We start from the raw sequence: 24,679 nt of genomic DNA, 5'->3' as shown, positions 1-24,679 counted from the left end.
CCTCGCAACGTTCTCGGATATTTCATATTTGCACCACTATCCAGGTGACGTCGTCATCGACATGGGTGGGGTCGGGAGCGTCGAGCCCAAGCAGTTGAATTTGCGCTGCATCGCTCAAATCAGCCCAGAAACCGTCAGTTGCAAACACCAGTGTTTCACCCGCGATGGCCGCTCTTGTGACGAATTCTGGATCTGGCTTTTTCCGTGCTTTGAAACTGCGGCTGATTTGGTGCCGACCTTTGTCTGTTGCCAGCTGTCTATGACTGCGATCACGCCTCCAGTTGGCGAGGCAGTGTGGTGCAGTGATCCAAGCGATGGGGTCAGTGTGGGACGTTACGCCTGCGCTACAGTCACCTTCATATGCAACGGTAAGCAGTTCACCGGAAACCACTGCGACGAGATAACTTGCCGATCCTGTGACTCCGCCCGAGAAGAGTGAGGAGTGTGCGTCCTGGAGCACATCCTTTAGCAGTGTCTCGACCTGGTCATGACCCGAGTCAGAAACACCATTTTCGATTCGTGCCTGATACCCTGTGAAAATCTGATCGACCAATGCCTGGGCCAATTGCCCGCTGCCGGGCTTGGAGGTGCCATCGACGACGACAAAAATACCTCGAACGCCATCAAACGCCGCCCCGACGCGATCCCGATTTTCGTCGCGATCCTGACCCTTAACGGTCCTTGTTGAGTACCGGATCATTTGACGTTGCTCAACTGTTTTAGACGCTGAAAAATAATCTGGCCTCGACCAGGATTTGCGCTGACTGAATGCGAACTTTCAATCACGTATTGAAGAGAGTTGAGCGCCAGCAGTCCGGCAATACCGGCCGCGATATACGTTCGCAACTCCTGATCTGCCTGTGTAACCTCCTCAAGCAGGCTCTCTCGACCGTCCACCACCAGAACGATATCTTCGACATCTTTATGGTAGGCATCGCCTTCGCCGCGACCTTTGAATGCTTCGAGCTTTGTCGCGACAAAATACGTTGGTCTGAAAATTTTGATCGCAATCCCGCTGGGAAGCGTAATGGTTTCTGCGTTCGCTAAACCATCCACAAACCATCGGTTTTCGTACCCAAGGATCTCCTTTACTGATGGCATCACATCGACAATGACGTCGTTGAACTTGAACCTGCATGTCACATCACTGTGCTCAGCGGTAATCTTGAAACCTTGTGTCGCCAAGCGCTCTGTAAGTCTTTGCCAGTCAGCTATGCCACCAAGCTCGATCACAAGATCAACATCATCGGTGCTGCGGATGTCGTCCAGCACAATGTCGTCAGTGCAAAGAAGCCAGGTTGTAGAGCCGCCGACGAAGGCGACCTCATTCAAAAGCTCGTCGCCTAATCCTTCAGCGACGGCGCTCAACATCTCATAGTTGTGATCTGAGGCGATGCTCAAAGGCCCATACCTTTCTTTAGGAGTTGAATTGCAACGCTGGTTTCGCGTGGCCCGCCCAGCCTGATGGAGTCTACTAGGGCTAAGTAGTGGTACAGGGTGCGATCGTTCTTTACAGCTTCTGGAACGGTCTTGTAGATCGGCTCGATTGCTTGGCCTCGCTCCTTTCCTTGAGGGTCGGGCCAGACATGGATAATTTCTCCAGCGCTTTTAAGGTGCTTGGTGAGCACAGGAGATGCGAACCCGGTTGGAATCCCCCTCACAAGGGCGCCAGGCTTTACTGGGAAGAAGTACTTCAGGGCGTGCTCAGTGATCTTCAAAAGAGCAGGGCGATTCACCTTGGGTAGGGAGGTTTCATAGTCGTTTGTTACAAGCCCAGCCTCTCGACACCGGACGATTGAATTTGAGATTTCACTTTTGCTCAGGCCCAAGGATTCAGCGAGTGCCCTTAGCGTGTAACGGTCGTCCCATTTCGCTAAAGTCCTATTTTGGCGAATGTCTTCATCGTCGTCCCAACCCTGCCACTTAAACGAATCCGCGTCGAAGAAACGCGAGACGACCACTCCTATGTCGAGGGTGGATTCGTCAGACGAAGGGGAAGTGATGAATTTCGGTTCGGCGCTATAATCATCGGGCAGTAGGTCAATCAAGGAAAGGCCACCCCATGCCACAGTTTGGCGACCTGTCGGTGACACCTCTTCCTGCGCGTGAAGGCTCGCCATCTTGTACAACAGTAAAATGTCTTGACCTTTCAAAATAACCCGACCCTTATTTGTCCACATTCCATAAAACGTGGACAAATGTCGCACGCCGTTTTTGCGGGTGTCAAATTTATTTCCAGCGCGAAAGGGTAGAAAGCTCAGCGAGGCTCACACCTGTCAGCGGTCTTAGCTTGTGGGCTCAGGCGTCGGTATTCTGTGATCTCCTTGTTATAATTAGGGCTTAGTCATGTCTAAGCGATTCGCCTGGGCCACCCCCGCCTGCTCGGCCACCATCCGTCGGCGGCCTCGGTGGTGTTGTCTCAAAACCCTGTAACGCATCCCATCCGGCCCTATGACCTTCGGCACGCCTTACGCCTGAATTATCTGGTGTCGGACTGGGTTTAGGGCTTGGAGCACCATCTGCACGACGACTGTCGACTTGAATCGCACCGCACTGTTGAACTCCGTACTGCTGGATAACCTCCACCATTATTGAGCGCACTTCTGCTGCCGTTAATTGCTTTTCACAGCCCGCGGGGTTTCGTAACAGTGCAGCTTGCTGACTAACCTTTTCAGGTATTCCAAAAGCCTTCTCGAAAGCGGCCTTTCCATGGACCTCCTCATATCGCTCCATGCATTTCATTGCGTAACTGGACGAGAATTCTGAGCAAGGCGGCTCTCGTGCACCTGTTAGGGGATTCGTCACACCTTCCGCCGTATAGGTTGGGTTATATGAGTTTCCATAATCGAACACAGCCGCGTTCTGAGTACTGGAACGACAGCCAGTGATTAGCAAAATTGATGCAGCTGTTGGCGCTGATGCAGTTTTGACCCAGGCTACCGGAAATCAATGACCTACCCGAATACTTGGTAATCGATGGTCTTATGTATGTCTTCACAGACCGCCTAAGGGTTAGCTGAAGTCAGCAACTTGGGTCAAAACAGCACCAGCACCAACATCCACAAGTATTTGGAAAAAACCCTATTGGCTTCACCTCGATCGACATGAAGGCCTATTTCATGGGCGCTTACGGTTGCACCTGGAAAGAAACAAAGTCCTCTCAGATGATATTTGGACTTGCCCCGCTCATAGATTGAACTGTTGTACAGCTCGATTAAGGTCCACCGCGAGTTGAGCCAATTCATTCGTGGCTGTAGCGGTCTGATTAGCGGCCGCAGCATTTTTGGCAGAAAGATCACGAATCCCAACTAGGTTTCGGTCGACCTCGCGCGCGACCTGAGCCTGCTCTTCTGTCGCCGTTGAAATGTTCATATTCCGTTCAGTAATCTGGGTAACAGAATGGCTTATCGTCGAAAGGGCCCCACCACAGGCAGTAGCGACTTCAAGGCTATCCTGTGCGTACCGATTACTGACATCCATAGACGCTACCGCCTTACCAGTACCCATTTGGATAGCGGTGACAATCTGTTCAATTTCGCTAGTGGAGTGTTGCGTCCTATGTGCTAATGCGCGTACCTCATCAGCGACAACCGCGAAGCCGCGTCCAGCTTCCCCTGCTCGGGCCGCTTCAATTGCAGCATTAAGTGCTAACAGGTTTGTCTGCTCGGCAATGCTACGAATGACGCTTAGTACACCACTGATGCTTTGCACCTGCTCAGCCAAACCATTTATTTCTGATGTGGTATCGGAAACGGCAGCGTGCAACTGCCCCATGACACTAATGGTCTCTTCGACCCGTTGCTTTCCGCGCTCGGCAGATCGACTCGACTCTTTTGCCGCAACACTCGCATGTTCAGCATTCCGCGCCACCTCCTCTACAGCTGCACTCATCTGATTCACTGCCGTAGCAGCTTGCTCGATTTCATCGTTCTGACGCTGGATTCCCTGTAAAGATACTTCAGTAACGACTCTCATATGTTCGGAAGTCGAAGCAAGCTGAGTGGAAGATTCAGACAAGCGACCAAGCGTGATACGCAAGTTGTTCTGCATGCGAGCCATTGCCGAAAGCAAGCGGCCGAGTTCGTCGCGTCCATCGGCAATCACAGGCTCGCGAAGATCATTGTTGGCGATACGTTCCGCCACTGCTAAGACCTTGTTCAAAGGCTTTGTCAGGCTACGGGTAAATGTCCAGGCTAAAATTAACGTCGCTACAATTGCCATCGCGATTATCGCAGTAGCAGTGACTCGGTTTTTCACATATGCATCAACACCTCCTTTGGATATCTTCTGTGCCATAAGATCGATCTTCAGGTTGAGATCATCTACCTGGCTAGAGAACTTTGTTACCGCAACAATGAGTGGGCTCCCGGGTGCAGCAAGATGAGTGACGGTATCATCGTGTTGTTTCAAGACTGCTTCAACAAACTCTGCATGAACATCCAGATATTCTTTCAGGTCAGACTGGATTATTGCGTAAGACGACGTAAGACTTTCGCCAGAGATAAACTCACGCATTTCGTCAACATGTTTTTTAAGGTTTTCTCTAGAATCGATTATCTTTAGATTCGCCTGTTGCACATCGCTAGGTGATTTCGCGGTGCGCAAAGCTAGGTTGTTGAGACGAATATTTACAATGTCAGTTCTAATGAGGCCCATAGTTCTTATGCTGGGAACGACATGCTCGACGACTTGCTCATGGCTGATCTTCTGTTCTTTGCTTTGAGCTAAGCAGAAAAGCCCAAGTGCAATAATTATAGTCGCTAGAAATCCGAAGCAGATGAATGCACGGCAAGCTAAATTAAGAGAACGCATGTTTAGAGATACTCTAAGGGTATTTGGTTGCCCAATATATATCGACGGAGAATAAAGCTACTCAGGTCGAATGACTATTTTTTTTGTGTGCGTTTAAAAAATTTGTGGTGCATCGATGTTATTTTTTTGCATTGCTAGGTTTTCGAGGTTGGCGGTTTCTGGCAGGTGTGCGGTCGCTGTTAATTAGACTCTCTCGTCCGTCATCGAGGCTTGCTGTTGAACGCCCACAGAGTTATTAAAACAAAAGCTTCATGCGAGTTTCTCTAACTTTCTGGTGTGTATGAAATACAGCTGTTACTACTGGGTGTTCCAGTGCGCTATAACTAACGGTGTACTGCGGTGGAGTGCTTTTAATTTTTTATAATGACTTTTGTGATGTTTTTAATGGCGTGATGGCTTGGTTATGTGTCTGATCCGATTGTGGATATTTTCAGCTGATGTTCAGCTTTTACGGTGTTGATGAAGGCTTGCATTGCTGAGGACATAATTCGATGCCGACGAGTGATCAGACCGAATGGCGGCAGGCGCGGTTCGAAATTGATCGGCAGTATCGCCAGCAAGTGGCGCCCCGGGTAGTCTTCGACCACGGAGAGCGGTGTTACGCCGAGCATGTCGGTCTTTTGGATCAGCGACAGTAGGGTCATGATCGACGTGGTTTCGACGATGCTGCAGGGGACATCAACCCGCGCGTTGTGAAAGACCTGGTTAATAATAGTGCGCATTGGGCTGGGTTGTTGTTGCAAAACCCAGGTCATGTTCTGCAGTTCCCCCCAAGTCAATTGAGTGGCTTGTGCCAAGGGGTTTTGCGCGCCTGCAATGACGCATAGTTGCTCTTCGCCAAGGCTTTCGAAGAGCAACTCTTCGGCCCGCGCTCCCGGTGGAATCCTTCCTAGAACCAGGTCCAGCTGATCCTGAAGCAATGCGTTCACCAGTATGTCGCTGGTGTCGACCTGAATGCTCATGGACAGTCGTGGATGGCTTTTCTTTAAGGTTGCAATAGTCCGCGTCAGCAAGCCCGAGGCCAAGGCTGGAATGGCCCCGACGGTGACACGACCCAGATTGCCGGACTCCAGCGCAACCAACTCTTCACGCATGCCACTGAGCTCCGCGAAAATCATACGAGCGTAGTACGTAACTGTTTCTCCGAACGGTGTGGGGCGCATGCCACGAGATAAGCGCTCGAACAGTTCGATACCGAGTACTCCCTCGGCCTCATGCAACATTTTGGTCGCTGCTGGTTGGGTCATGCCGATATTTTCGGCAGCACGGCGTAGAGAACCAAACTCCTCCAAGGCGAGCATCAACCGCAATTGGCGCAGGCGTAAACGGCTGTGGATCACGCTGGCATCGGGGATTTGGGTCATGAGTTCGTCTCGGCAATGAGGAGGCGGAAAGTGTGAAAGAAATCTCCGGCGCTGCCAGTAGTTGCTTCAGGCAGCCATCGTTCCATCATCAAAATTGAATGGCACCGAAAAATCCTATTGCACTTGCAAGGTAGTACTGCGTCTTGCAGCTAGTAAGTGTGTGGGGCTATGCATCAAGCGTCTAGTCAAAAAAATAAATATGGTGATAGCCAGTGGTTATGTCAGAGCCTAGAAATAGATTCATTGCAGGCAGCAGAAGGTGGAGATGGGACCTTTTATGGGGGCGAGCTACCTAGCGCAGGTTAGGGGCAAGTAGTTAGTTTTTCGGTTATATCCTGAGGTGATCACCCTATCAGAATCTTTGATTAGACGGTTATCGCCTGTTCTCCGATAGTTCGTCCTACCGGGAGGCGGGAAAGCAGTTATGCCTTCATTCGCCTTAACTATAAAAACAAAGGCTGAGGTGTGCGTCATGGCCCATTCAAGTGCTGATCAGCGCGAGCTGTCAGACGACCTGCAATCGTACAAACCAAAGATCGCCCTGGTCCTGGGTGACCCGGCGGGTATCGGTCCGGAACTGATCGCCCGCTTGCTCGCCGAGCCGGACGTGCGGTCCAAAGCCCATCTGTTGTTGATCGCCGACGAGGCGCAGATGTGCCTTGGTATGCACATCGCCGGTTGCACCTTTCCCTATCGCACCATCGATTCACTGGAGACCTTGGACTTCAGTGATGACACCCCGCTGTTCTATCAATACCGCGGCGCAGCGCAGGGCGAATTCCCGCGTTCCGAGGCCAGTGCTATCGGTGGTCAGTACTGTCTGGACACTCTGGAAACAGGTTTGCGCCTGACTCAGCAGGGGTTCACTGACGCACTGCTGTTTGGCCCGTTGAACAAGACCTCGTTGCATATGGCGGGCATGACCCATAGCGACGAGCTGCATTGGTTCGCCGAGTACCTGGATTTCCACGGGCCGTTCTGCGAGTTCAACGTGCTAGAAAACCTCTGGACTTCGCGAGTGACCTCTCATGTGGCACTCGCCGAGGTTCCGGGAATGCTCTCTCAGGCCCGGGTCGTGGAAGCCATCGAGCTTATCGACACGGCGCTCAAGCGTAACGGCCTTGCCAAACCGCGTATCGGCGTTTGTGGCCTCAACCCACACAACGGTGACAACGGCAGTTTCGGTCGCGAGGAACTCGACATCATTGGCCCTGCGGTGAAGACCGCACGGGAGCAGGGCATCGACGCCGATGGCCCTTATCCGGCCGACACCATTTTTCTCAAGGTTCAAGGCGATGCCAGAGCCTTTGATGCGGTGGTGACCATGTACCACGACCAAGGGCAGATCGCGATCAAGTTGATGGGGTTCTCCCGTGGCGTGACGGTGCAGGGTGGATTACCGATCCCTATCACCACGCCGGCGCACGGAACCGCTTTTGATATAGCAGGCCAGGGCAAGGCCAATGTCGGAGCCATTCGCCAAGCTTTCGAAATCGCCTGTCGGATGGGGAGTGCCCGGCATTAAACCGAAAGCGCAGCGTAATGCTCCATTGATCCGCTAAAACAATAAAAGGTAACTGTTGATGAACACCACCACGCTTGCCGCCTCAGATAGTCGGGCAATTCCTAATAGTCGTTGGCTCAGGGTTATCCCGCCTATATTGATCACCTGCATCATCTCCTACATGGACAGGATCAACATTGCCTTTGCCATGCCCGGAGGTATGGGGACTGAGTTAGGTATTACTGCCAGCATGATGGGATTGGCCGGTGGCATTTTCTTTATCGGTTATCTGTTTCTACAGGTGCCCGGTGGAAAGCTGGCCGTGCACGGCAGCGGCAAGAAATTTATTGGCTGGTCATTGTTGGCCTGGGCCGTCATTTCGATATTGACCGGTCTAGTTACCAATCACTATCAACTGCTGTTCCTGCGCTTTGCCCTGGGCGTGGCCGAAGGTGGCATGCTGCCGGTGGTGCTGACAATGATCAGTAATTGGTTCCCGGACAAGGAGCGCGGGCGTGCCAATGCCATCGTGATCATGTTCGTTCCGTTGGCCGGGATCATCACCGCTCCTTTATCAGGCTGGATCATCTCCACGTTGGACTGGCGCATGCTGTTCATCATCGAAGGACTGCTGTCGGCAGTGGTGATGGTGTTGTGGTCGCTGACGGTCAGTAACCGTCCGCAAGAGGCGAAATGGATTTCCAGAGAAGAGCAGGACTATCTGGTCACGACATTGCGCGAAGAACAGCGTGCTATCCAAGGCAAGCAGGTCGAGAGCGTTTCGCTGAAAACCATACTGGGCGACAGAACCATGTGGCATCTGATCGCGCTGAATTTCTTCTATCAGGCGGGCATTTATGGTTACACCTTGTGGTTGCCGACCATCCTGAAAGAGTTGACCCACAGCGGCATGGGCATGGTGGGCATGTTGGCCATCCTGCCGTATCTGGGGGCCATGTTCGGCATGCTGCTGTTCTCCAACCTATCTGATCGCAGCGGCAAGCGAAAAGTCTTCATCGTCGTGCCGCTGGCGTGCTTCGCGCTGTGCCTTCTGCTCTCCGTCACTCTGCGGGAACACATCTGGTGGTCCTTTGCTGCCTTGGTCGGTTGTGGGGTCTTTCTGCAGTCGGCAGCCGGGGTGTTCTGGACCATTCCAGCGAAGCTGTTCAGTGCCGAAGCGGCCGGAGGTGCACGCGGTCTGATCAATGCCCTGGGTAACTTGGGCGGCTTCTGCGGACCTTACATCGTAGGCGTTCTGATCAGCCAGTATGACCAGAGTGTCGGTGTCTACAGTCTGGCGCTATCGGTGGCACTGGCTGCATTGCTGGCGTGGCTCCTGCCGGCCAAATGCGAAAAAGCCCACGCCTGATACCTGCCAATAACAAATTGAGGAGTCAAACCATGAGTCAGGAAATTCTCTTGCTGGTGCAGAAATGCGCCCATACCTTCAGCTTCTACGACGTCGCCAGTGGTGAGGCCATCAAGCACATTCGCCTGCCGGACTTCCCCCACGAGTTCGTCGTCGACTCGCACAACCGCTTTGCCTATGTCGGCCATTACGGCATCGAGACTTCCAGCCACAAAGGCGAGGGCGGCTGTTCGGTATTTGTCATCGATCTGGAGAAGGGTGAGCACGTGCGCACCCTGGATATCTGGCCGTATTTTCGTCCGCACGGTTTGGCGATGGACCAACAGGACCGTCTCTACGTGCTCAGCGAAGGGCATTCGACCCTGCTGATTTTCGACCAACCGCACCTGCGTGATGTGCCTGACCGGGCAATTCCTTCTGGTGGCTACAAGAGTCACCTGGTGGCACTGACTCGCGACGGTGAAACGGGCTTTGCGCTCAATCTGTTGAGCAACACCGTGACCCGCCTCAAGCCCCAGGATCCGACCGTCGCACCGCTGCCGCTACAGCCCGGCAGTCAGCCGGAGGGCAACTGCTTCAGCCAGGACGAGCGCACGCTTTACGTGACCACCCGTGGCGATAACAGCATCGTCGCCATCGATGTGGAGACCCTGCAGGTGACCCATCGCGGCCGAACCGGCACGGACCCGACGCGGATCTACCGTGATCGCCAGGATCGCCTCTTTGTGACCAACTACGGCGAACAGTCGATCTCGGTGTTCAGCGCGGATCTGCAGGAAGTCCGCCGTATCGAACTGGACAGCGCGGCTATCGCCATGAGCCTGCACCCGACCCGCGATCTGGCGTTCGTCACGCTCAAGGATCAGCGAGTCGGCATGCTCAATTTGGAGAACTGGACCTTCGAGCGCTACTTCGAAACCCTGCTGGAGCCGGATGTTTCCCAGGTCATCGTTCGCTGAGCCGGGAAGGAAAAAGCCATGACCGCAGTGACGAATTTTTCGTTGCGCTGTTGTAGGTCGGACAACAGCACTCGCAGGGGACAATGAAATGCCATGCAGTCTGCACGAGCGCTTGGGTTTGGAGGTTGGGAGCGCATCTCCCATCACCCTTATCGACGCTCACCACCACTTATGGGATCTGGACAGTCATTGTTACCCTTGGCTACAAGGCCCTGCGGACCCGGCGTTCTTTCTGGGTGATTACAGCGCGCTGCGGCGCAACTATCTGGCGCAGGACTATCTCGCCGACAGCGCAGGACACCGGGTACTGGCTACGGTGCACTGTGAGGCTGAGCATGATCGTGGCTTTCAGGTCGCGGAGACCCGTTGGGTACACGAGCAACATGCGCGGTTTGGCTTTCCCAATGCGGTAGTGGCGCATGTCTGGTTTCACCACGACAACTGCGAGGAGATTCTCAACCGTCACCTGGACTACCCGCTGCTGCGGGGTATCCGCAGCAAGCCGCTCACAGCGACCAGCCCCGAGCTGGCTGCCAGTGTGCGTGGCCAGCCGGGCAGCATGCAGGACCCGGCATGGTTGCGTGGTTTCGCTCTACTGGCCAAATACGGACTGAGCTGGGACTTGCGCGTGCCTTACTGGCATCTGGCTGAGGCCGCGGAGGTTGCGGCGGCTTTTCCCGAGGTGCGGATAGTGCTCAACCATATGGGGTTTCCCTGGGACCGTAGCGCCGCCGGTCTTGAAGGCTGGCGCAGTGGCATGCGCGCGCTGGCGGCGCAGCCGAATGTCTGGGTGAAAGTGTCCGAGCTGGGGTTGCGTGATCAACCCTGGACGTTGGAAGGCAACCGCGCGGTGGTGCGCGAAACCCTGGAGCTGTTCGGCATCGAGCGTTGCCTGTTTGCCAGTAACTTTCCGGTGGCCGGTTTACGGATTGGCTATGACCAGTTGGTGCGGGCCATGGATGCCATGCTCGAGGGTTACGACGAAGTACAGCGCGAGGCTTTCTTCTGGCGAAACGCCCAGCGTTTTTACCGGATTGCGCTGTAGCGGGATGTAAAATTCAGAATAAGGAAAATAAGAAAATGATCAGTGAATCACTGCGGTCTAGCGGCTTGCCGCTCCTGTATTACGAAAATGTCAGCAAACGTTTTGGCAGAACCCTGGCAGTCAATAATGTCAGCCTGCAGGTGGAGGCCGGCAGCGTACTGGCCCTGCTTGGTGAGAATGGCGCGGGTAAATCCACTCTGATCAAAATGCTCGCGGGAGTACATGGTCTGGACGGCGGTCGCATCCTGTTCAAGGGACGGCCGATCGAGAGTGAGGCGGACCGCCACGGTATTGCCTTCATCCATCAGGATCTTGGACTGATCGACTCGCTTAGCGCTGCCGAAAATATTGCGTTCAGTTGCGGTTTTGCTCGCCGTCTTGGCCTGATCGACTGGGCTCAGGTGCGGCGCAAGGCGCGCGAGGCGTTGGCGTTGGTGGATGGCAGTATCGATCCTGACACGCCTGTCGGTGAGCTGGAGCGTACTCAAAAATCCCTGATCGCCATCGCCCGGGCGCTGGCCATGAACGCCGAATTATTGGTCCTTGACGAGCCGACAGCGAGCCTGCCGGCGGACGATTCCGAGCGTCTATTTGAGGTACTCAAGCGGTTGCGCGAGCGCGGTGTGGGGATGATTTATGTATCCCACCGGTTGGACGAGATTTTTCGTGTAGCCGATCAGGTGGCAGTGATGCGTGACGGCCAGTTGGTGTGCAGCAAAGCTATCAGTAATACCGACCCGCAGGACCTGGTGCGACAGATTGTCGGTCGTGAGCCTGAACAGCTCTATCTGGCCGCTCCGGTGAGCAATGGCCCGCTAGTGCTGCAGGTGCGGGACTTGCAGTCCGGTCCGGTGTGCGGGTTGTCCTTTGATTTGCATGCTGGCGAGATCCTCGCGCTGGCCGGTTTGCGTGGTGCGGGGCAGGAGTTGATCGGTCGCGCCTTGTTCGGTCTGCACCCCATAGAGGCTGGTCAAGTCCTGCTTGATGGCGCGCTGCTGCGTCCGGCATCCCCTCAGGCGGCCATGCGGCGTGGCCTCGGCCTGGTCGCCGGTGATCGCTGTGGCGAGTCACTTACGATGCCAATGTCAGTGCGTGAAAACCTCTACCTGAATCCCGTGGCCAGTGGTCGCGGACTCTTCGGCTGGATTGATCCACAGGGCGAGCGGCAACAAGCGGACGAGCTGGTTCGTCGCTTTGGAGTACGCCCTAACGAAACCGAGTGTCCAGTTGAAACCCTCAGTGGTGGAAATCAGCAAAAGGTGGTGATGGCGCGTTGGCTGAAGATCACCGATCGCTTGTTGATTCTCGAGGAACCGACGGCTGGGGTGGACGTGGGCGCCAAGGCCGATATTTACCGGTTGATCCAGTGTGCGCTGGAGCAAGGCCTGGCAGTGCTGCTGATTTCCACCGACTTCGAGGAGGTGGCCAACATTGCCCATCGGGCGCTGGTATTCAGTCGCGCGAAAGTGGTTGCCAGCCTCGGCAAGGATCAGTTGTCGGTCAACAGTCTGCTGCAGTTTGCCTCCGCCAGTGAACCAGGAGGCCACTGACGTTCGTTGAATGGTGGGCTGGCTTTATCTGGCCGAGCGCCTCAGCCCTTTGTAAATGCCAATAACAATAGAAGGATTGCCATGAAAACTGATAACCCCGCTCCGGTGATAAATCCGAGCGTGCTGTCCCGGGACTTTTCTCGCCTATTGCCGGTTTACGGTATGCCGGTATTGATGCTGTTGCTGATCCTGTTCTTCTCCGTGCTGCTGCCGGATACCTTTCCTACATTGCTTAACCTTAACTCGATCCTCAGCGACAAGGTGATCATCGCTATCCTCGCCCTTGCGGCGATGATCCCCATGCTGACGAACAAGATCGATTTGACCGTCGGCTACGGCATTGTGCTCTGGCACATCCTGGTGATCAGTTTGCAAACCCGCTACGGCTTTTCCTGGCCTGCTGCGGTCTTGGTGGTCTTGGCCGCTGGCCTGCTGTTCGGTTTCCTGAATGGCCTGCTGGTGGAAATGGCGAAAATCGACTCGTTTATCGCCACGCTCGGCACTGGCACGGTGATCTATGCCCTGGCGCTATGGCACAGCGGTGGACGCCAGGTGTTCGGCGAGTTGCCCGACGGTTTTATCCAGCTCAACGGCGCCACACTGTTTGGTTTGCCGGTCTGTGCCTTTTACGTCATGGGCCTGGCGCTGGTGCTGTGGGTGGTGACCGAATTTCTGCCTATCGGTCGGTTTCTCTATGCCATCGGCGCAAACCCGCGCGCGGCCGAATTGAACGGTATTCCTGCCCGCCGTTATGTAGTCGGCGCCTTCATGGGCTCGGGCCTGCTGACTGCGGTGGCTGGCGTTCTGCTGGCTTCCAAGTTGCAAATAGGCCAGGCCAGCGTAGGTCTGGAGTTTCTGTTGCCAGCACTGGTCGGTGCTTTTCTCGGCTCCACTACCATTCGTCCAGGACGGGTCAATGTCTGGGGCACGTTAATTGGTGTGGGTGTCTTGGCCGTGGGTATCGCGGGCATCCAGCAATTGGGCGGGGCCTTCTTCGTCGAGCCACTGTTCAATGGCGTCACCTTGTTGCTGGCAATCGGTATTGCTGGTTATGCGGGTCGTCGACGCACACGTGTGCGCAATACGTCTAGCGCCGAGAAATGATTTGGCGCGCCTCGACTGGCGCGCGTCAGCAACCTCCAGTTTATATATTCCACCTGCCGGAGTAGAACGTTATGACTTTGCCTATTTTCAGCCGTGCCCTGGTCTCTGGGCTGTTTGCCCTCTCAGTAATGACGTCGGCGTTTGCCGATGATTTCGTCGAACAGGCCAAGCAGCGGGTCGCCGATGCAACGCAGCCTTGGCACCACTGGAGCGGGCCAATTAGTGGTCCGGCCGCTCAAGCCAATAAGCAGATACTGTTTATTGCCTCGGACCTGCGCAACAGCGGCGTGCTGGGCGTCAGTGAAGGTGTGGAGGAAGCTGCCAAGGCGATTGGCTGGAAACTGCGTGTGCTGGACGGCCAGGGCAGCATTTCCGGGCGCACGGCTGCGCTGAACCAGGCCCTCGCGCTGAAGCCTGATGGCGTCATCCTTGGCGGCTTCGATGCCCATGAACAGGCTGCTGCCATCAGCAAGGTCCGTGCGGCAAACATCCCGATGGTGGGCTGGCATGCCGGGCCAGGAGCTGGCCCAATGCCTGCCGAGGGACTGTTCGTCAATGTCACCACCGACCCGAACGAGGTGGCCAAAATTGCGGCTTATTACGCCGTGGCGCAATCCGACGGCAAGGCCGGCGTAGTGATCTTCACCGACTCGTTGTACACCGTAGCCACTGCTAAGTCGGACGCCATGGCTGAAGTGATCAAGCAATGCTCCGGCTGCACGTTGCTGGAAGTGCAGGACACGCCATTGGCAGAAACCTCGACGCGCATGCCACAACTGACCACCTCGCTGCTGCAGCGTTATGGCGATAAGTGGAACTACGCGCTGGGCATCAATGACCTGTATTTCGACTTCATCGGCCCATCCCTAAGTCGATTGGGGCGCAAACCTGATCAGCCACCGTTCAGCTTGTCGGCAGGAGATGGCAGTGAGTCGGCGTTCCAGCGTATCCGAAAATCTCGCTATCAGGCGGCGACCGTACCCGAGCCGCTCAACCTGCATGGTTGGCAGCTGATTGACGAACTGAACCGCGCCTTCGCCGGCGAGCAGCCAAGCGGCTATGTAACCGCGGTGCACTTGGTCACACAGCAGAACGTAGAGTTCGACGGTGGGGAACGCAACACCTTCGACCCCGACAATGGCTACGCCGCGGCTTACAGCAAGATCTGGAAGCATTGAGTCATGAAAGACATCGAGATACTCGACCCGAGGCTGCAGCGCATCCTGAACCCGGACAGTCTCCTTGAGCAGCTTTGCACGGGGGCGGAGTGGGGAGAGGGCCCGGTCTGGATCGGTGAACATAGTTGCGTGGTCTGGAGCGATATTCCCAACAACCGCATGCTGCGTTGGTCGGCTGAAGATGGCCTCGGCGTATTCCGTCAGCCAGCGCATTTCAGCAACGGTAACTACCGCGACGGTGAGGGGCGTTTGGTCACTTGCGAGCACGGCCGGCGCTGCATTTCGCGCACCGAGCGCGACGGCCGGGTGGAGGTACTGGTCGACCGCTATCAAGGCGCCCGGCTCAATTCCCCGAATGATCTGGTGGTCAAGTCCGATGGCAGCATCTGGTTCAGCGACCCGGCCTACGGAATCATGAGTGATCGTGAAGGTTATCGGGCCGAAAGCGAGCAGGACGGTTGCCATGTGTACCGCTTCGATCCTCTGAGCAATGAGCTGAGCCGGGTGGCCAATGACTTCGAGAAACCCAATGGCCTGGCTTTCTCACCTGACGAGACATTGCTCTACGTTTCGGATACCTCGGCATCCCATGCCGCAGACGGTTGCCATCACATCCGTGTGTTCGATGTGCTCGACGGTCGGCGTCTGGTCAATGACCGTTTGTTTGCAGTGATCGAACCAGGATTGCCCGATGGATTTCGCGTCGATCAGCAGGGCTGGTTGTACGTCAGCTCGCAGGACAGCATCCAGGTCTATGCCCCCGATGGATGTCTGTTGGGCAAGATCCTGGTGCCGGAGAAAGTCTCCAATTGCACCTTTGGGGGCGCTGAAGGCAACCGTTTGTTCATCACGGCATCCACTTCGCTCTACGCCATCACGCTGAACACTCGGGGATGCCGGATCTGATGTGCCATCCATGCTGAACGACAATAATAAGAGGACCAACCATGATTAGAGATTTCCTTAAATGCGCCCTTTGGCCAGGGCTTTTTTGCGGCCTGATAGCCATGCCATGCATGGCTGATGAATTGCCTGCCTTGATCCCTGGCAGCATGCCAGATACCAAGCAGGCGGCTGCATTGTTCCAGCGCTTTGCATCGCGTCCGGTGCAACCCTGGGCCGTTCCGCAGATGGACACTATTCCGCAGGGTGCCGAGGGCGAGATGATTCGTTATGGCATGAAGCTGATGCAGCAGACCACTCAGTTGACCGGGCCGCTCGCGGAGGATCACAGCAAGCGTTATTCGCGTAATAACCTCAACTGCACCAACTGTCACGAGGCTGGGCCTTCCGGTTTGCCGGGCAGCAAACCCTATGCACTGCCACTGGTTAATGCCGTTAACGAATACCCCAAGCTGGATCCGAAGAGCATGAAGGTTATTTCGTTGGAACAGCGGATTGCCGGGATGTTTGGCAAAGGCGAAGTCGAACTAACGGCACAAAAGCCTGAAATGCAGGCCATTGTCGCTTACCTGCATTGGTTGGGTGACCAGGCTAAGCCGGGCATGGCCATGACGGGCACCGGCTTGTTGCCAATTGTCATGCCAGATCGCGCTGCCGACCCCAAGCAGGGGCAGGGACTGTTCGCCGCGCATTGCACCCAATGTCATGGCGTTAAAGGTGAAGGCACGCCAGCGCCCGACTTCGCCAAAGGTGGCGGCTATCTTTTCCCGCCTATCGCCGGAGATGACACTTACGACGATAGCGGGCATATGTACATGGTGCCGCTGCTCACCCGTTTCATCTACGCCAACATGCCTTTTGGAAGTAGTGCTTCTGCTCCACAGCTGAAGATAGACGAGGCATACGATATCGCGGCTTACATTAACAGTGAGTTGCCGCGCCGGCATGTTCCCCAGCGGACCGGCCTTTACCCCAATCCGGCGTTCCGACCAGCAGGATTTGCCATTCCAGAGCATTTCCCTGCTGACCCTGAGGGCTATCGTCTGGCACGTTTCGGGCCATTTCCCCATGGGTCGCAGTGAAGCTGGCGAACATGAGCGGCCGCCCGTTATTTAGCGGGCGATCCATCCGAGCTGCTTAACGCTTTTTACGCTCCATGCAAGTGGCTGCGTGATTAACGGCCGACTTCGGTCGATCAACTTGCCTGACCCCTTCGGTACATCACGTCATCGGGCTTCACCGCCTGAAGGGGGACGGCTTTGTCCAATAAAAAGATGGGAGCACAACAATAATGTCTTACCCCGTAACCGTAGCGGATGACTTCCCGAAACCCGTACTGTCGAGCGTCGCTCTCGGCTTGGCGCTGGCTATCTGCGCGTCATCGGCGCTGGCCGAAGAGCATGGTTTTGTAGAAGACGCCAAGGTTGATCTTGGGCTGCGCAACTTCTACATGAACCGCGACTTCATCGACCCTTCCCATCCGCAGAATCAGGCGGTGGAATGGACCCAGAGCTTAATCCTCGATGCGCGCTCCGGTTTCACCCAGGGTACAGTCGGCTTTGGTGTGGATGTTCTGGGCTTGGGCGCGCTCAAGCTAGACGGAGGCAAAGGCACAAGCGGTACGGGCCTGTTGCCTATCCATGACGACGGCCGTCCGGCCGATGATTTCGGTCGCCTGGCTGTCGCCGGTAAGGTCAAATTGTCGAACACGGAGCTGAAGGTAGGTGAATGGCGTCCGGTGCTGCCGGTCCTCAGAGCTGATGACGGACGTTCATTGCCGCAGACCTTCCAAGGCGCCCAGATCACTTCTAAAGAGATCGCCGGCCTGACCCTTTATGGCGGCCAGTTCCGTGGCACCAGCCTGCGGAACGACGCAAGTATGGAAGACATGGGCGTCGGCGCAGCGCAGTCGGATCGCTTCAACTTCGCTGGCGGCGAATACCGCTTCAACCAGGATCGTACCCAGATCGGCTTGTGGAATGCCGAGCTCGAAAACATCTATAACCAGCAGTTCGTCAACCTGGTGCACAGCCAGCCAATCGGTGACTGGACCCTGGGCGCCAACCTCGGTTACTTCCAGGACAACGATGACGGCAGCGCTCTCGCCGGAAAACTCGACAACAAGGTTTACTCGGGCCTGTTCTCCGCGAAGATTGGCGGCAGTACCTTTTACGTTGGCCTGCAAAAACTGACTGGCGACGGCAAGTGGATGCGCGTCAACGGCACCAGCGGCGGCAGCCTGGGCAACGACAGCTTCAACGCCAGCTTCGACAACGCTCAGGAGCACTCCTGGCAAGTGCGCTACGACTACAACTTTGCCGCCATTGGGATTCCTGGTCTGACCCTGATGAACCGCTATATCCACGGTGACAATGTACATGTCGGCGCCATCACCGACGGTGAGGAAAGTACTCGAGATGCCGAACTGGCCTATGTCGTGCAAAGCGGCACCTTCAAGAACCTCTCGGTGACATGGCGCAACACCAGCCTGCGTCACGATTTCAGCAACGACGGTTTTAACGAGAACCGCCTGATCTTCAACTACCCGATCTCGCTGCTCTGATCGAACGGGCTTCTGTGCCTCCCTTTTTCTCAAGAGGAAGGGGGGACGATCTGATAGTGCCTATTTGTCTATAACCCATGGTTTGGCATTTTCGCAAAGGAATTACTACAGGTTATCGCTGGATAAGCATAAGTGATTATCCAGGTCGGTACACCGCAGATAAAGTCAGACCATCAAAAGAGCGCAACTTCGTCAAGGCGAGCAGCCAGTACTCGACTCAATTCAACTGACCACAGTGAAGGAACTGTATTCATGAAAATCAAAGCAATCCGTACTCGCGTTTTCGAGTGGAAAGGCAAAGTCGTCCCCCCTCAAGCGCACTTCTGCACCAACGCCAGCGACATCCTCTTCGAGCGTGGCGACGCCATGGGCTCGTTCCGTTTCCACGGCTGGCTGGTGGTTGAAGTCGAGACCGACACCGGTCTTGTCGGTATCGGCAACTGTGCCCTGGCACCGCGTGTGGCCAAAGAAATCATCGACACCTATCTGGCGCCGATTGCGATTGGCGAAGACCCGTTCGACAACGAATACATCTGGCAGAAGATGTACCGCCAAAGCCACGCCTGGGGCCGTAAAGGCATCGGCATGGCGGCGATTTCGGCAATCGACATCGCCCTCTGGGACATCATGGGAAAAGCGGTCAACAAGCCTGTGTTCAAACTGCTCGGTGGCCGCACCAAGGAAAAGATCTGGACTTACGCCTCCAAGCTCTATGCCAACGACAACCTCGACCTGTTCCTCGAAGAAGCCCAGGGCTATTTGAACCAGGGTTTCACCGCGCTGAAAATGCGCTTCGGCTATGGCCCGAAAGACGGCCCGGCGGGTATGCGCAAGAACATCGAGCAAGTGCGCGCGTTGCGTAATCTGGCCGGTCCTGACATCGACATCATGCTCGAGTGCTACATGGGCTGGACCCTGGAATATGCCCGTCGCATGTTGCCGAAACTGGCTGAGTTCGAACCTCGCTGGCTCGAAGAACCGGTAATCGCCGATGACATCGAGGGTTACATCGAGCTGAAAAAAATGGGGATCATGCCGATCTCCGGCGGCGAACATGAGTTCACCTCCTACGGCTTCAAAGACCTGCTGGAACGCCGCGCCGTCGATGTGATCCAGTACGACACCAACCGCGTCGGCGGCATCACCGCCGCGCGCAAGATCAACGCCATGGCCGAAGCCTGGTCGGTACCGGTAATTCCTCACGCCGGGCAGATGCACAACTACCACCTGACCATGGCCAGCACTGCCTCGCCGATGGCCGAGTTCTTCCCGGTGTTCGACGTCGAAGTCGGCAACGAACTCTTCTACTACGTGTTCAAGGGCGAGCCACAACCGGTCAACGGCTACATCCAGCTCGATGACAACAAGCCGGGTCTGGGCCTGGAAATCTCCGATGAGTACCTGAGCGACTTCAACATCATCGAGTGAGCTTGAGGTGCCGCTTACGGGCGGCGCCATCCACGACTTTCTGGAGGGCCGTCATGCGCCTGATTCAATTTGAAAACACTGCCGGTGAACGCCAGGTCGGCCTCGTCGAAGGCTCACAGGTCCAGGTGCTGAAAGACACCCGCAGCACCCGTGAACTGGCTCTCGCGGCAATCCGCGCCCAACGCAGCCTGCAAGAAGAAGTGGCCCTGCGCGGCACCGAGCCCGGCCCTGATTACACCCAGCTGTTGCAGTCGGGCAGAGTCTTGCCACCGTTAGACCATGAAGACCCGGCGCATTGCCTGATCAGCGGCACCGGCCTGACCCATTTGGGCAGCGCCTCGGCGCGGGACAAAATGCACCAGCAGGAAGGTGACGTGGACGCCGGCATGACCGACACCATGCGCATTTTCAAATGGGGCCTGGAGGGTGGCAAGCCGGCGGCTGGGCAGGTCGGTGCACAACCGGAATGGTTCTACAAAGGTGACGGCAGCATCGTCGTGCGCCCCGGCGCGGACTTCCCGGTGCCGCCGTTTGCCGAAGACGCCGGTGAAGAGCCAGAGTTGACTGGGCTGTATGTGATTGGCGACGACGGCCAGCCGTATCGCGTCGGTTATGCGTTGGGCAACGAGTTTTCCGACCATGTGATGGAACGGCGCAATTACCTGTACCTCGCCCATTCGAAGCTGCGTTTCTGCGCCTACGGTCCGGAGCTACGTGTCGGTGAGTTGCCCAAGCATCTGGCCGGTACCAGCCGGATCAAACGCAACGGCGAAACGCTCTGGGAAAAAGAATTTCTCAGCGGCGAAGACAACATGTGCCACAGCCTCGCCAATCTTGAATTCCATCACTTCAAATACGCGCAGTTTTTACGTCCGGGCGATGTCCACGTGCATTACTTCGGCACCGCCACGCTGTCGTTTGCCGACGGGGTGAAAACCCAGCCGGGCGATCGCTTCCAGATCAGCCTCGACGAGTTCGGCGCACCGCTGGAAAACGGTATCGGCGAAAGCGCCCAGCCATTGGCCATCGGCCAGATTCGCGCGCTTTAAACCTTCAATATCTGGTGAGCTTTTCGGGTCAAGGAATCAGTCATGACAACCCTGCTTGGACACAACTACATCGGTGGCGGCCGCAGTGCCAATGGCACGCTGCAGATGCAAAGTCTGGATGCCACCACCGGTGACGCATTGCCCGGTACTTTCTTCCAGGCCACCGAAGCCGAAGTGGATGCTGCGGCCAAAGCTGCCGCTGCTGCGTATCCGATCTACCGTAACCTAAGTGCGGAAAAGCGTGCGTTGTTCCTTGATGCCATCGCGGATGAAATCGATGCATTGGGCGATGATTTTGTCGCCACCGTGTGCCGCGAAACCGCGTTGCCCGCTGGACGTATTCAGGGGGAGCGCGGTCGCACCAGCGGCCAGATGCGCTTGTTCGCCAAAGTCCTGCGCCGTGGTGATTTCTACGGCGCACGGATTGATCGCGCGTTGCCGGATCGCCAGCCATTGCCGCGTCCGGATTTGCGCCAGTATCGCATCGCATTGGGGCCGGTGGCGGTGTTCGGCGCCAGCAATTTTCCGCTGGCGTTTTCCACCGCGGGTGGCGATACCGCGTCGGCCCTGGCCGCCGGTTGTCCGGTGGTGTTCAAGGCCCACAGCGGTCACATGGCCACCGCCGAGTGGGTGGCGGACGCGATCATCCGCGCCGCCGAACGCACCGGTATGCCGGCCGGCGTGTTCAACATGATTTATGGCGGGGGCGTCGGCGAGTGGCTGGTCAAGCACCCGGCGATTCAGGCTGTCGGCTTCACCGGTTCGCTCAAGGGTGGCAATGCCCTGAGTCACATGGCCGCGACCCGGCCGCAGCCGATTCCGGTGTTTGCCGAGATGTCGAGCATCAACCCGGTGTTCCTGTTGCCCGAAGCGCTTGCGGTGCGTGGTGAGCAGATCGCTGCGCAACTGGCGGGTTCGGTGACGCTGGGTTGCGGTCAGTTCTGTACCAATCCGGGCTTGGTCATCGGGCTGCGCTCGCCACAGTTCAGTCTGTTTTTGGAAACCTTTTGCGCCAACATGATCGAGCAACCGGCGCAGACCATGCTCAATGCTGGCGCGTTGGTCAGCTACAGCCGGGGTTTGGGTGAACTGCACGAACACCCGGGGCTGACGCACCTGGCGGGTCAGTCGCAACAGGGTAATCAGGCGCAACCTCAGGTGTTCAAAGCCGATGTCAGCCTGCTGCTCAAGGGCGACGAACTGTTGCAGGAAGAAGTCTTCGGGCCGACCACCATCGTCATTGAAGTTGAAGATTGGGCCCAGATGGCGGAGGCGCTGCACGGTCTGCGCGGGCAACTGACGGCGACGCTGATTGGCGAGTCCGATGAATTGCTGGAGTACCGCTGGCTGGCTGAGTTGCTGCAGGAAAAGGTAGGGCGGATATTGCTCAATGGCTATCCGACCGGGGTCGAAGTGTGTGAAGCGATGGTGCATGGCGGGCCGTACCCGGCAACGTCCGATTCACGCGGGACGTCGGTCGGGACGCTAGCAATCGACCGTTTCCTGCGGCCGGTGTGCTTCCAGAATTACCCGGATGCGTTGTTGCCCGAGGCGCTACAGAATGCCAATCCGCTGGGGATTCAACGGCTAGTGGATGGAGTGAGTACCTTGGCACATTTAGGCTGAGGTGTGTTTGCTGAAGTTTCAATAGTAACGGGTCTTCTGAGTCGATCATGACCTTTGGCCGTCATCGAGCGTCAGCTCGAACGCTGACGTTTGACGATGGCCCGCAGACCACGTTTTCCCTGCCTTGCGCAGTGGTTGATAGGTCCGTTGATGGCCGTTTCGTGTGGGTTTTGAATCGCGGGTGTGACAGTGTCGCTAGTGTCGTAGCAGATCAGTTCGATGATTTTCTGTCGCTTGTCAGATGGATCAGCCATAGCGGTTTCTAATTCTTGAACAATCGGTGTTTAACAAAATTGCCACGAGCTCTATAGCTAGGAGTGTCTCGCAAGATGGTGTCAACAATGGGTACTATTTGAGCCGAAAGATCAACTTGAGTAGTGTTCAGAACAGCTGATAAAACATTTTCTTTCGGAGGGGCATCCAACTCTTACTTTCTGATGCCCCTTCTTTTTATTCGTGGTCTGCTGAAATCCTGATCGTGGCATCGCAATGAGCGACTGCTGTTGAAAGGTCGATGTGTGAGCAACTTCATACGCCATAGCACCGATTCATAGTCAAACCCAAAGCTGTATATCAACATTCAACCCGGCGTGCAGAGTCTTAAAGATTGCGTTTGTGCGTAAATTTTTTGGCTTTCGGTCCTGCAGCCACAAGAAGGGCCGGGTCTACAGGGCTGGCTCCTCAGTCGTTGGAGCGGATTGCTGATCAGTAACAGTGGGAGGTCAACTTGTTGAGCTCTATATCTCGCCGTCTCGCCATCATCCTCGCCTGTATTCCACTGGGTTCTCTGGGTAACGGCCTTTTTTCTTCATAGCGAAGAGCAACCGTGATGGAAACAGTAATGAACTGGACCTGGTTTCATAAGCTCGGCTCACCCAAATGGTTTTACGGCATCAGCGGCAAACTGCTGCCATGGCTGAGCGTCGCGGCGTTGCTGCTGATTGGCGTTGGCGTGGTCTGGGGCCTGGCCTTCGCGCCACCGGACTACCAACAGGGCAACAGCTTTCGCATCATCTATATCCACGTTCCGGCCGCCATGCTGGCGCAATCCATCTACGTGATGCTGGCCGTGTGCGGCATCGTCGGGCTAGTGTGGAAGATGAAGCTGGCCGACGTCGCCCTGCAATGCGCGGCGCCCATCGGCGCGTGGATGACCGCCGTGGCGCTGGTCACCGGCGCGATCTGGGGCAAACCGACCTGGGGTTCTTGGTGGGTCTGGGATGCGCGCCTGACGTCCATGCTGATTCTGCTGTTCCTGTACTTCGGTCTTATTGCGCTGGGCAACGCCATCAGCAATCGTGACAGTGCCGCCAAGGCCTGCGCGGTGCTGGCAATTGTCGGCGTGATCAACATCCCGATCATCAAGTACTCGGTGGAGTGGTGGAACACCCTGCACCAGGGCGCCACCTTCACTCTAACCGAGAAACCGGCGATGCCCGCCGAGATGTGGCTGCCACTGCTGCTGACGGCGCTGGGGTTCTACTGTTTCTTCGGCGCGGTGTTGCTGCTGCGCATGCGCCTCGAAGTGCTCAAGCGCGAAGCACGGGCCAGTTGGGTCAAGGCCGAAGTGGAAAACAGCCTGGAGGCCGTTCGATGAGTTTTGCTTCATTCGGCGACTTCATCGCCATGGGCCATCATGGCCTGTATGTCTGGTCAGCCTATGGCATCTGCCTGGCAGTGCTGGCCCTCAACGTGGCAGCGCCGATCCTGGCCCGCAAGCGGTATCTGCAACAAGAGGCGCGTCGTCTGCGCTGGGAGAACGGCAAGTGAATCCGCTGCGTAAAAAGCGTCTTATCATCATTCTCGCGATCCTGGTCGGTGTCGGCGCTGCCGTCGGCCTGGCCCTGAGCGCCCTGCAGCAAAACATCAATCTGTTTTACACCCCGACCCAGATCGCCAACGGCGAAGCTCCGCAAGACACGCGTATCCGCGCGGGCGGCATGGTCGAGAAGGGTTCGCTGCAACGTTCCAACGATTCCCTGGACGTCAAATTCGTGGTCACCGACTTCAACAAGTCCGTCACCATCAGCTACCGCGGTATCCTGCCGGACCTGTTCCGCGAAGGGCAGGGCATCGTCGCCCTGGGCAAGCTCAACACCGACGGCGTGGTGGTGGCCGATGAAGTGCTGGCCAAGCACGACGAGAAATACATGCCGCCGGAAGTGACCAAGGCCCTCAAAGACAGTGGTCAAACCGCTCCAACACCTGCGAAGGAGGGTTGATCC

General features: G+C 56.3%; 21 protein-coding genes. 16 read left to right on the top strand and 5 right to left on the bottom strand.

Features of this window, described 5'->3' with window-relative positions:
• Positions 1 to 22: 22 nt before the first annotated feature.
• From ACODSV_RS03195 to ACODSV_RS03175, 5 genes are all read right to left on the bottom strand, one after another.
• Positions 23 to 700 carry a serine/threonine protein phosphatase gene (locus ACODSV_RS03195; protein WP_137807237.1) on the bottom strand — a complete coding sequence of 226 codons (678 nt, stop codon included), beginning with the start codon at positions 698 to 700 and terminating at the stop codon, positions 23 to 25.
• Positions 697 to 1,401: a hypothetical protein gene (locus ACODSV_RS03190; protein ID WP_010466175.1), complete on the bottom strand. Its 705-nt coding sequence runs from the start codon at positions 1,399 to 1,401 to the stop codon at positions 697 to 699. The genes ACODSV_RS03195 and ACODSV_RS03190 overlap by 4 nt, the downstream gene beginning before the upstream one ends.
• Complete coding sequence (locus ACODSV_RS03185; RefSeq protein WP_010466173.1) at positions 1,398 to 2,180, bottom strand: MarR family transcriptional regulator; 783 nt, start codon at positions 2,178 to 2,180, stop codon at positions 1,398 to 1,400. The genes ACODSV_RS03190 and ACODSV_RS03185 overlap by 4 nt, the downstream gene beginning before the upstream one ends.
• A gap of 1,006 nt (positions 2,181 to 3,186) precedes the next feature.
• On the bottom strand, positions 3,187 to 4,812 hold the full coding sequence (locus ACODSV_RS03180) for a methyl-accepting chemotaxis protein (protein WP_489044894.1): 1,626 nt from the start codon (positions 4,810 to 4,812) through the stop codon (positions 3,187 to 3,189).
• Positions 4,813 to 5,213: 401 nt separating this feature from the next.
• Complete coding sequence (locus ACODSV_RS03175) at positions 5,214 to 6,176, bottom strand: LysR family transcriptional regulator (protein WP_489044892.1); 963 nt, start codon at positions 6,174 to 6,176, stop codon at positions 5,214 to 5,216.
• 472 nt (positions 6,177 to 6,648) lie between these two features.
• Between ACODSV_RS03175 and ACODSV_RS03170 the strand changes: the two genes are divergently transcribed.
• The 16 genes from ACODSV_RS03170 (at position 6,649) to ccmE (ending at position 24,676) form a co-directional block, all read left to right on the top strand.
• Positions 6,649 to 7,701 (top strand): 4-hydroxythreonine-4-phosphate dehydrogenase PdxA, encoded by a 1,053-nt coding sequence (locus tag ACODSV_RS03170; RefSeq protein WP_489044890.1) that lies wholly within the window; start codon positions 6,649 to 6,651, stop codon positions 7,699 to 7,701.
• A 58-nt stretch (positions 7,702 to 7,759) separates the two neighbouring features.
• Positions 7,760 to 9,049: an MFS transporter gene (locus tag ACODSV_RS03165; protein WP_489044888.1), complete on the top strand. Its 1,290-nt coding sequence runs from the start codon at positions 7,760 to 7,762 to the stop codon at positions 9,047 to 9,049.
• Between the two features lie 32 nt (positions 9,050 to 9,081).
• Positions 9,082 to 10,008 (top strand): YncE family protein, encoded by a 927-nt coding sequence (locus ACODSV_RS03160; protein WP_489044886.1) that lies wholly within the window; start codon positions 9,082 to 9,084, stop codon positions 10,006 to 10,008.
• Positions 10,009 to 10,096: 88 nt separating this feature from the next.
• Positions 10,097 to 11,053 (top strand): amidohydrolase family protein, encoded by a 957-nt coding sequence (locus ACODSV_RS03155; protein WP_489044884.1) that lies wholly within the window; start codon positions 10,097 to 10,099, stop codon positions 11,051 to 11,053.
• A gap of 35 nt (positions 11,054 to 11,088) precedes the next feature.
• Positions 11,089 to 12,603: a sugar ABC transporter ATP-binding protein gene (locus ACODSV_RS03150; protein ID WP_489044882.1), complete on the top strand. Its 1,515-nt coding sequence runs from the start codon at positions 11,089 to 11,091 to the stop codon at positions 12,601 to 12,603.
• Between the two features lie 81 nt (positions 12,604 to 12,684).
• Entirely contained in the window at positions 12,685 to 13,707 is a 1,023-nt protein-coding gene (locus tag ACODSV_RS03145; RefSeq protein ID WP_489044880.1) for an ABC transporter permease, read from the top strand.
• Between the two features lie 71 nt (positions 13,708 to 13,778).
• A complete protein-coding gene (locus ACODSV_RS03140) occupies positions 13,779 to 14,885 on the top strand; it encodes an ABC transporter substrate-binding protein (RefSeq protein ID WP_489044878.1) in 1,107 nt (368 codons plus the stop codon).
• A 3-nt stretch (positions 14,886 to 14,888) separates the two neighbouring features.
• Entirely contained in the window at positions 14,889 to 15,791 is a 903-nt protein-coding gene (locus tag ACODSV_RS03135; RefSeq protein ID WP_489044876.1) for an SMP-30/gluconolactonase/LRE family protein, read from the top strand.
• 110 nt (positions 15,792 to 15,901) lie between these two features.
• Positions 15,902 to 16,870, top strand: a complete 969-nt coding sequence (locus tag ACODSV_RS03130) for a c-type cytochrome (protein WP_489044874.1) — start codon at positions 15,902 to 15,904, stop codon at positions 16,868 to 16,870.
• Between the two features lie 209 nt (positions 16,871 to 17,079).
• Positions 17,080 to 18,351 carry an OprD family porin gene (locus tag ACODSV_RS03125; protein WP_489044872.1) on the top strand — a complete coding sequence of 424 codons (1,272 nt, stop codon included), beginning with the start codon at positions 17,080 to 17,082 and terminating at the stop codon, positions 18,349 to 18,351.
• Positions 18,352 to 18,603: 252 nt separating this feature from the next.
• Positions 18,604 to 19,779, top strand: a complete 1,176-nt coding sequence (locus ACODSV_RS03120; protein WP_489044870.1) for an L-rhamnonate dehydratase — start codon at positions 18,604 to 18,606, stop codon at positions 19,777 to 19,779.
• Between the two features lie 53 nt (positions 19,780 to 19,832).
• A complete protein-coding gene (araD1, locus tag ACODSV_RS03115; RefSeq protein ID WP_489044868.1) occupies positions 19,833 to 20,828 on the top strand; it encodes an AraD1 family protein in 996 nt (331 codons plus the stop codon).
• A 42-nt stretch (positions 20,829 to 20,870) separates the two neighbouring features.
• The gene (locus tag ACODSV_RS03110) at positions 20,871 to 22,454 is read left to right on the top strand and encodes an aldehyde dehydrogenase (NADP(+)) (RefSeq protein ID WP_489044866.1); all 1,584 of its coding nucleotides are present in this window, start codon (positions 20,871 to 20,873) and stop codon (positions 22,452 to 22,454) included.
• An 841-nt stretch (positions 22,455 to 23,295) separates the two neighbouring features.
• Positions 23,296 to 24,051 carry a heme ABC transporter permease gene (locus tag ACODSV_RS03105; protein ID WP_489044864.1) on the top strand — a complete coding sequence of 252 codons (756 nt, stop codon included), beginning with the start codon at positions 23,296 to 23,298 and terminating at the stop codon, positions 24,049 to 24,051.
• Entirely contained in the window at positions 24,048 to 24,224 is a 177-nt protein-coding gene (gene ccmD / locus ACODSV_RS03100; RefSeq protein WP_489044862.1) for a heme exporter protein CcmD, read from the top strand. The genes ACODSV_RS03105 and ccmD overlap by 4 nt, the downstream gene beginning before the upstream one ends.
• Positions 24,221 to 24,676: a cytochrome c maturation protein CcmE gene (ccmE, locus tag ACODSV_RS03095; RefSeq protein ID WP_489044860.1), complete on the top strand. Its 456-nt coding sequence runs from the start codon at positions 24,221 to 24,223 to the stop codon at positions 24,674 to 24,676. The genes ccmD and ccmE overlap by 4 nt, the downstream gene beginning before the upstream one ends.
• Positions 24,677 to 24,679: the final 3 nt, after the last annotated feature.

The sequence above is a fragment of the Pseudomonas sp. FG86 genome (assembly GCF_057808775.1).
Note: the sequence above shows the minus strand (reverse complement) of the source record. Positions and strands in the feature narration are given on the sequence as shown.

Excerpts from the sequence above, each read along its gene's own strand:
- ACODSV_RS03195 (WP_137807237.1), bottom strand. The coding sequence starts at position 700 with ATGATCCGGTACTCAACAAGGACCGTTAAGGGTCAGGATCGCGACGAA.
- ACODSV_RS03185 (WP_010466173.1), bottom strand. The coding sequence starts at position 2,180 with ATGTGGACAAATAAGGGTCGGGTTATTTTGAAAGGTCAAGACATTTTA.
- ACODSV_RS03180 (WP_489044894.1), bottom strand. The coding sequence starts at position 4,812 with ATGCGTTCTCTTAATTTAGCTTGCCGTGCATTCATCTGCTTCGGATTT.
- ACODSV_RS03175 (WP_489044892.1), bottom strand. The coding sequence starts at position 6,176 with ATGACCCAAATCCCCGATGCCAGCGTGATCCACAGCCGTTTACGCCTG.
- ACODSV_RS03170 (WP_489044890.1), top strand. The coding sequence starts at position 6,649 with ATGGCCCATTCAAGTGCTGATCAGCGCGAGCTGTCAGACGACCTGCAA.
- ACODSV_RS03165 (WP_489044888.1), top strand. The coding sequence starts at position 7,760 with ATGAACACCACCACGCTTGCCGCCTCAGATAGTCGGGCAATTCCTAAT.
- ACODSV_RS03160 (WP_489044886.1), top strand. The coding sequence starts at position 9,082 with ATGAGTCAGGAAATTCTCTTGCTGGTGCAGAAATGCGCCCATACCTTC.
- ACODSV_RS03155 (WP_489044884.1), top strand. The coding sequence starts at position 10,097 with ATGCCATGCAGTCTGCACGAGCGCTTGGGTTTGGAGGTTGGGAGCGCA.
- ACODSV_RS03150 (WP_489044882.1), top strand. The coding sequence starts at position 11,089 with ATGATCAGTGAATCACTGCGGTCTAGCGGCTTGCCGCTCCTGTATTAC.
- ACODSV_RS03145 (WP_489044880.1), top strand. The coding sequence starts at position 12,685 with ATGAAAACTGATAACCCCGCTCCGGTGATAAATCCGAGCGTGCTGTCC.
- ACODSV_RS03140 (WP_489044878.1), top strand. The coding sequence starts at position 13,779 with ATGACTTTGCCTATTTTCAGCCGTGCCCTGGTCTCTGGGCTGTTTGCC.
- ACODSV_RS03135 (WP_489044876.1), top strand. The coding sequence starts at position 14,889 with ATGAAAGACATCGAGATACTCGACCCGAGGCTGCAGCGCATCCTGAAC.
- ACODSV_RS03130 (WP_489044874.1), top strand. The coding sequence starts at position 15,902 with ATGGCTGATGAATTGCCTGCCTTGATCCCTGGCAGCATGCCAGATACC.
- ACODSV_RS03125 (WP_489044872.1), top strand. The coding sequence starts at position 17,080 with ATGTCTTACCCCGTAACCGTAGCGGATGACTTCCCGAAACCCGTACTG.
- ACODSV_RS03120 (WP_489044870.1), top strand. The coding sequence starts at position 18,604 with ATGAAAATCAAAGCAATCCGTACTCGCGTTTTCGAGTGGAAAGGCAAA.
- araD1 (WP_489044868.1), top strand. The coding sequence starts at position 19,833 with ATGCGCCTGATTCAATTTGAAAACACTGCCGGTGAACGCCAGGTCGGC.
- ACODSV_RS03110 (WP_489044866.1), top strand. The coding sequence starts at position 20,871 with ATGACAACCCTGCTTGGACACAACTACATCGGTGGCGGCCGCAGTGCC.
- ACODSV_RS03105 (WP_489044864.1), top strand. The coding sequence starts at position 23,296 with ATGAACTGGACCTGGTTTCATAAGCTCGGCTCACCCAAATGGTTTTAC.
- ccmD (WP_489044862.1), top strand. The coding sequence starts at position 24,048 with ATGAGTTTTGCTTCATTCGGCGACTTCATCGCCATGGGCCATCATGGC.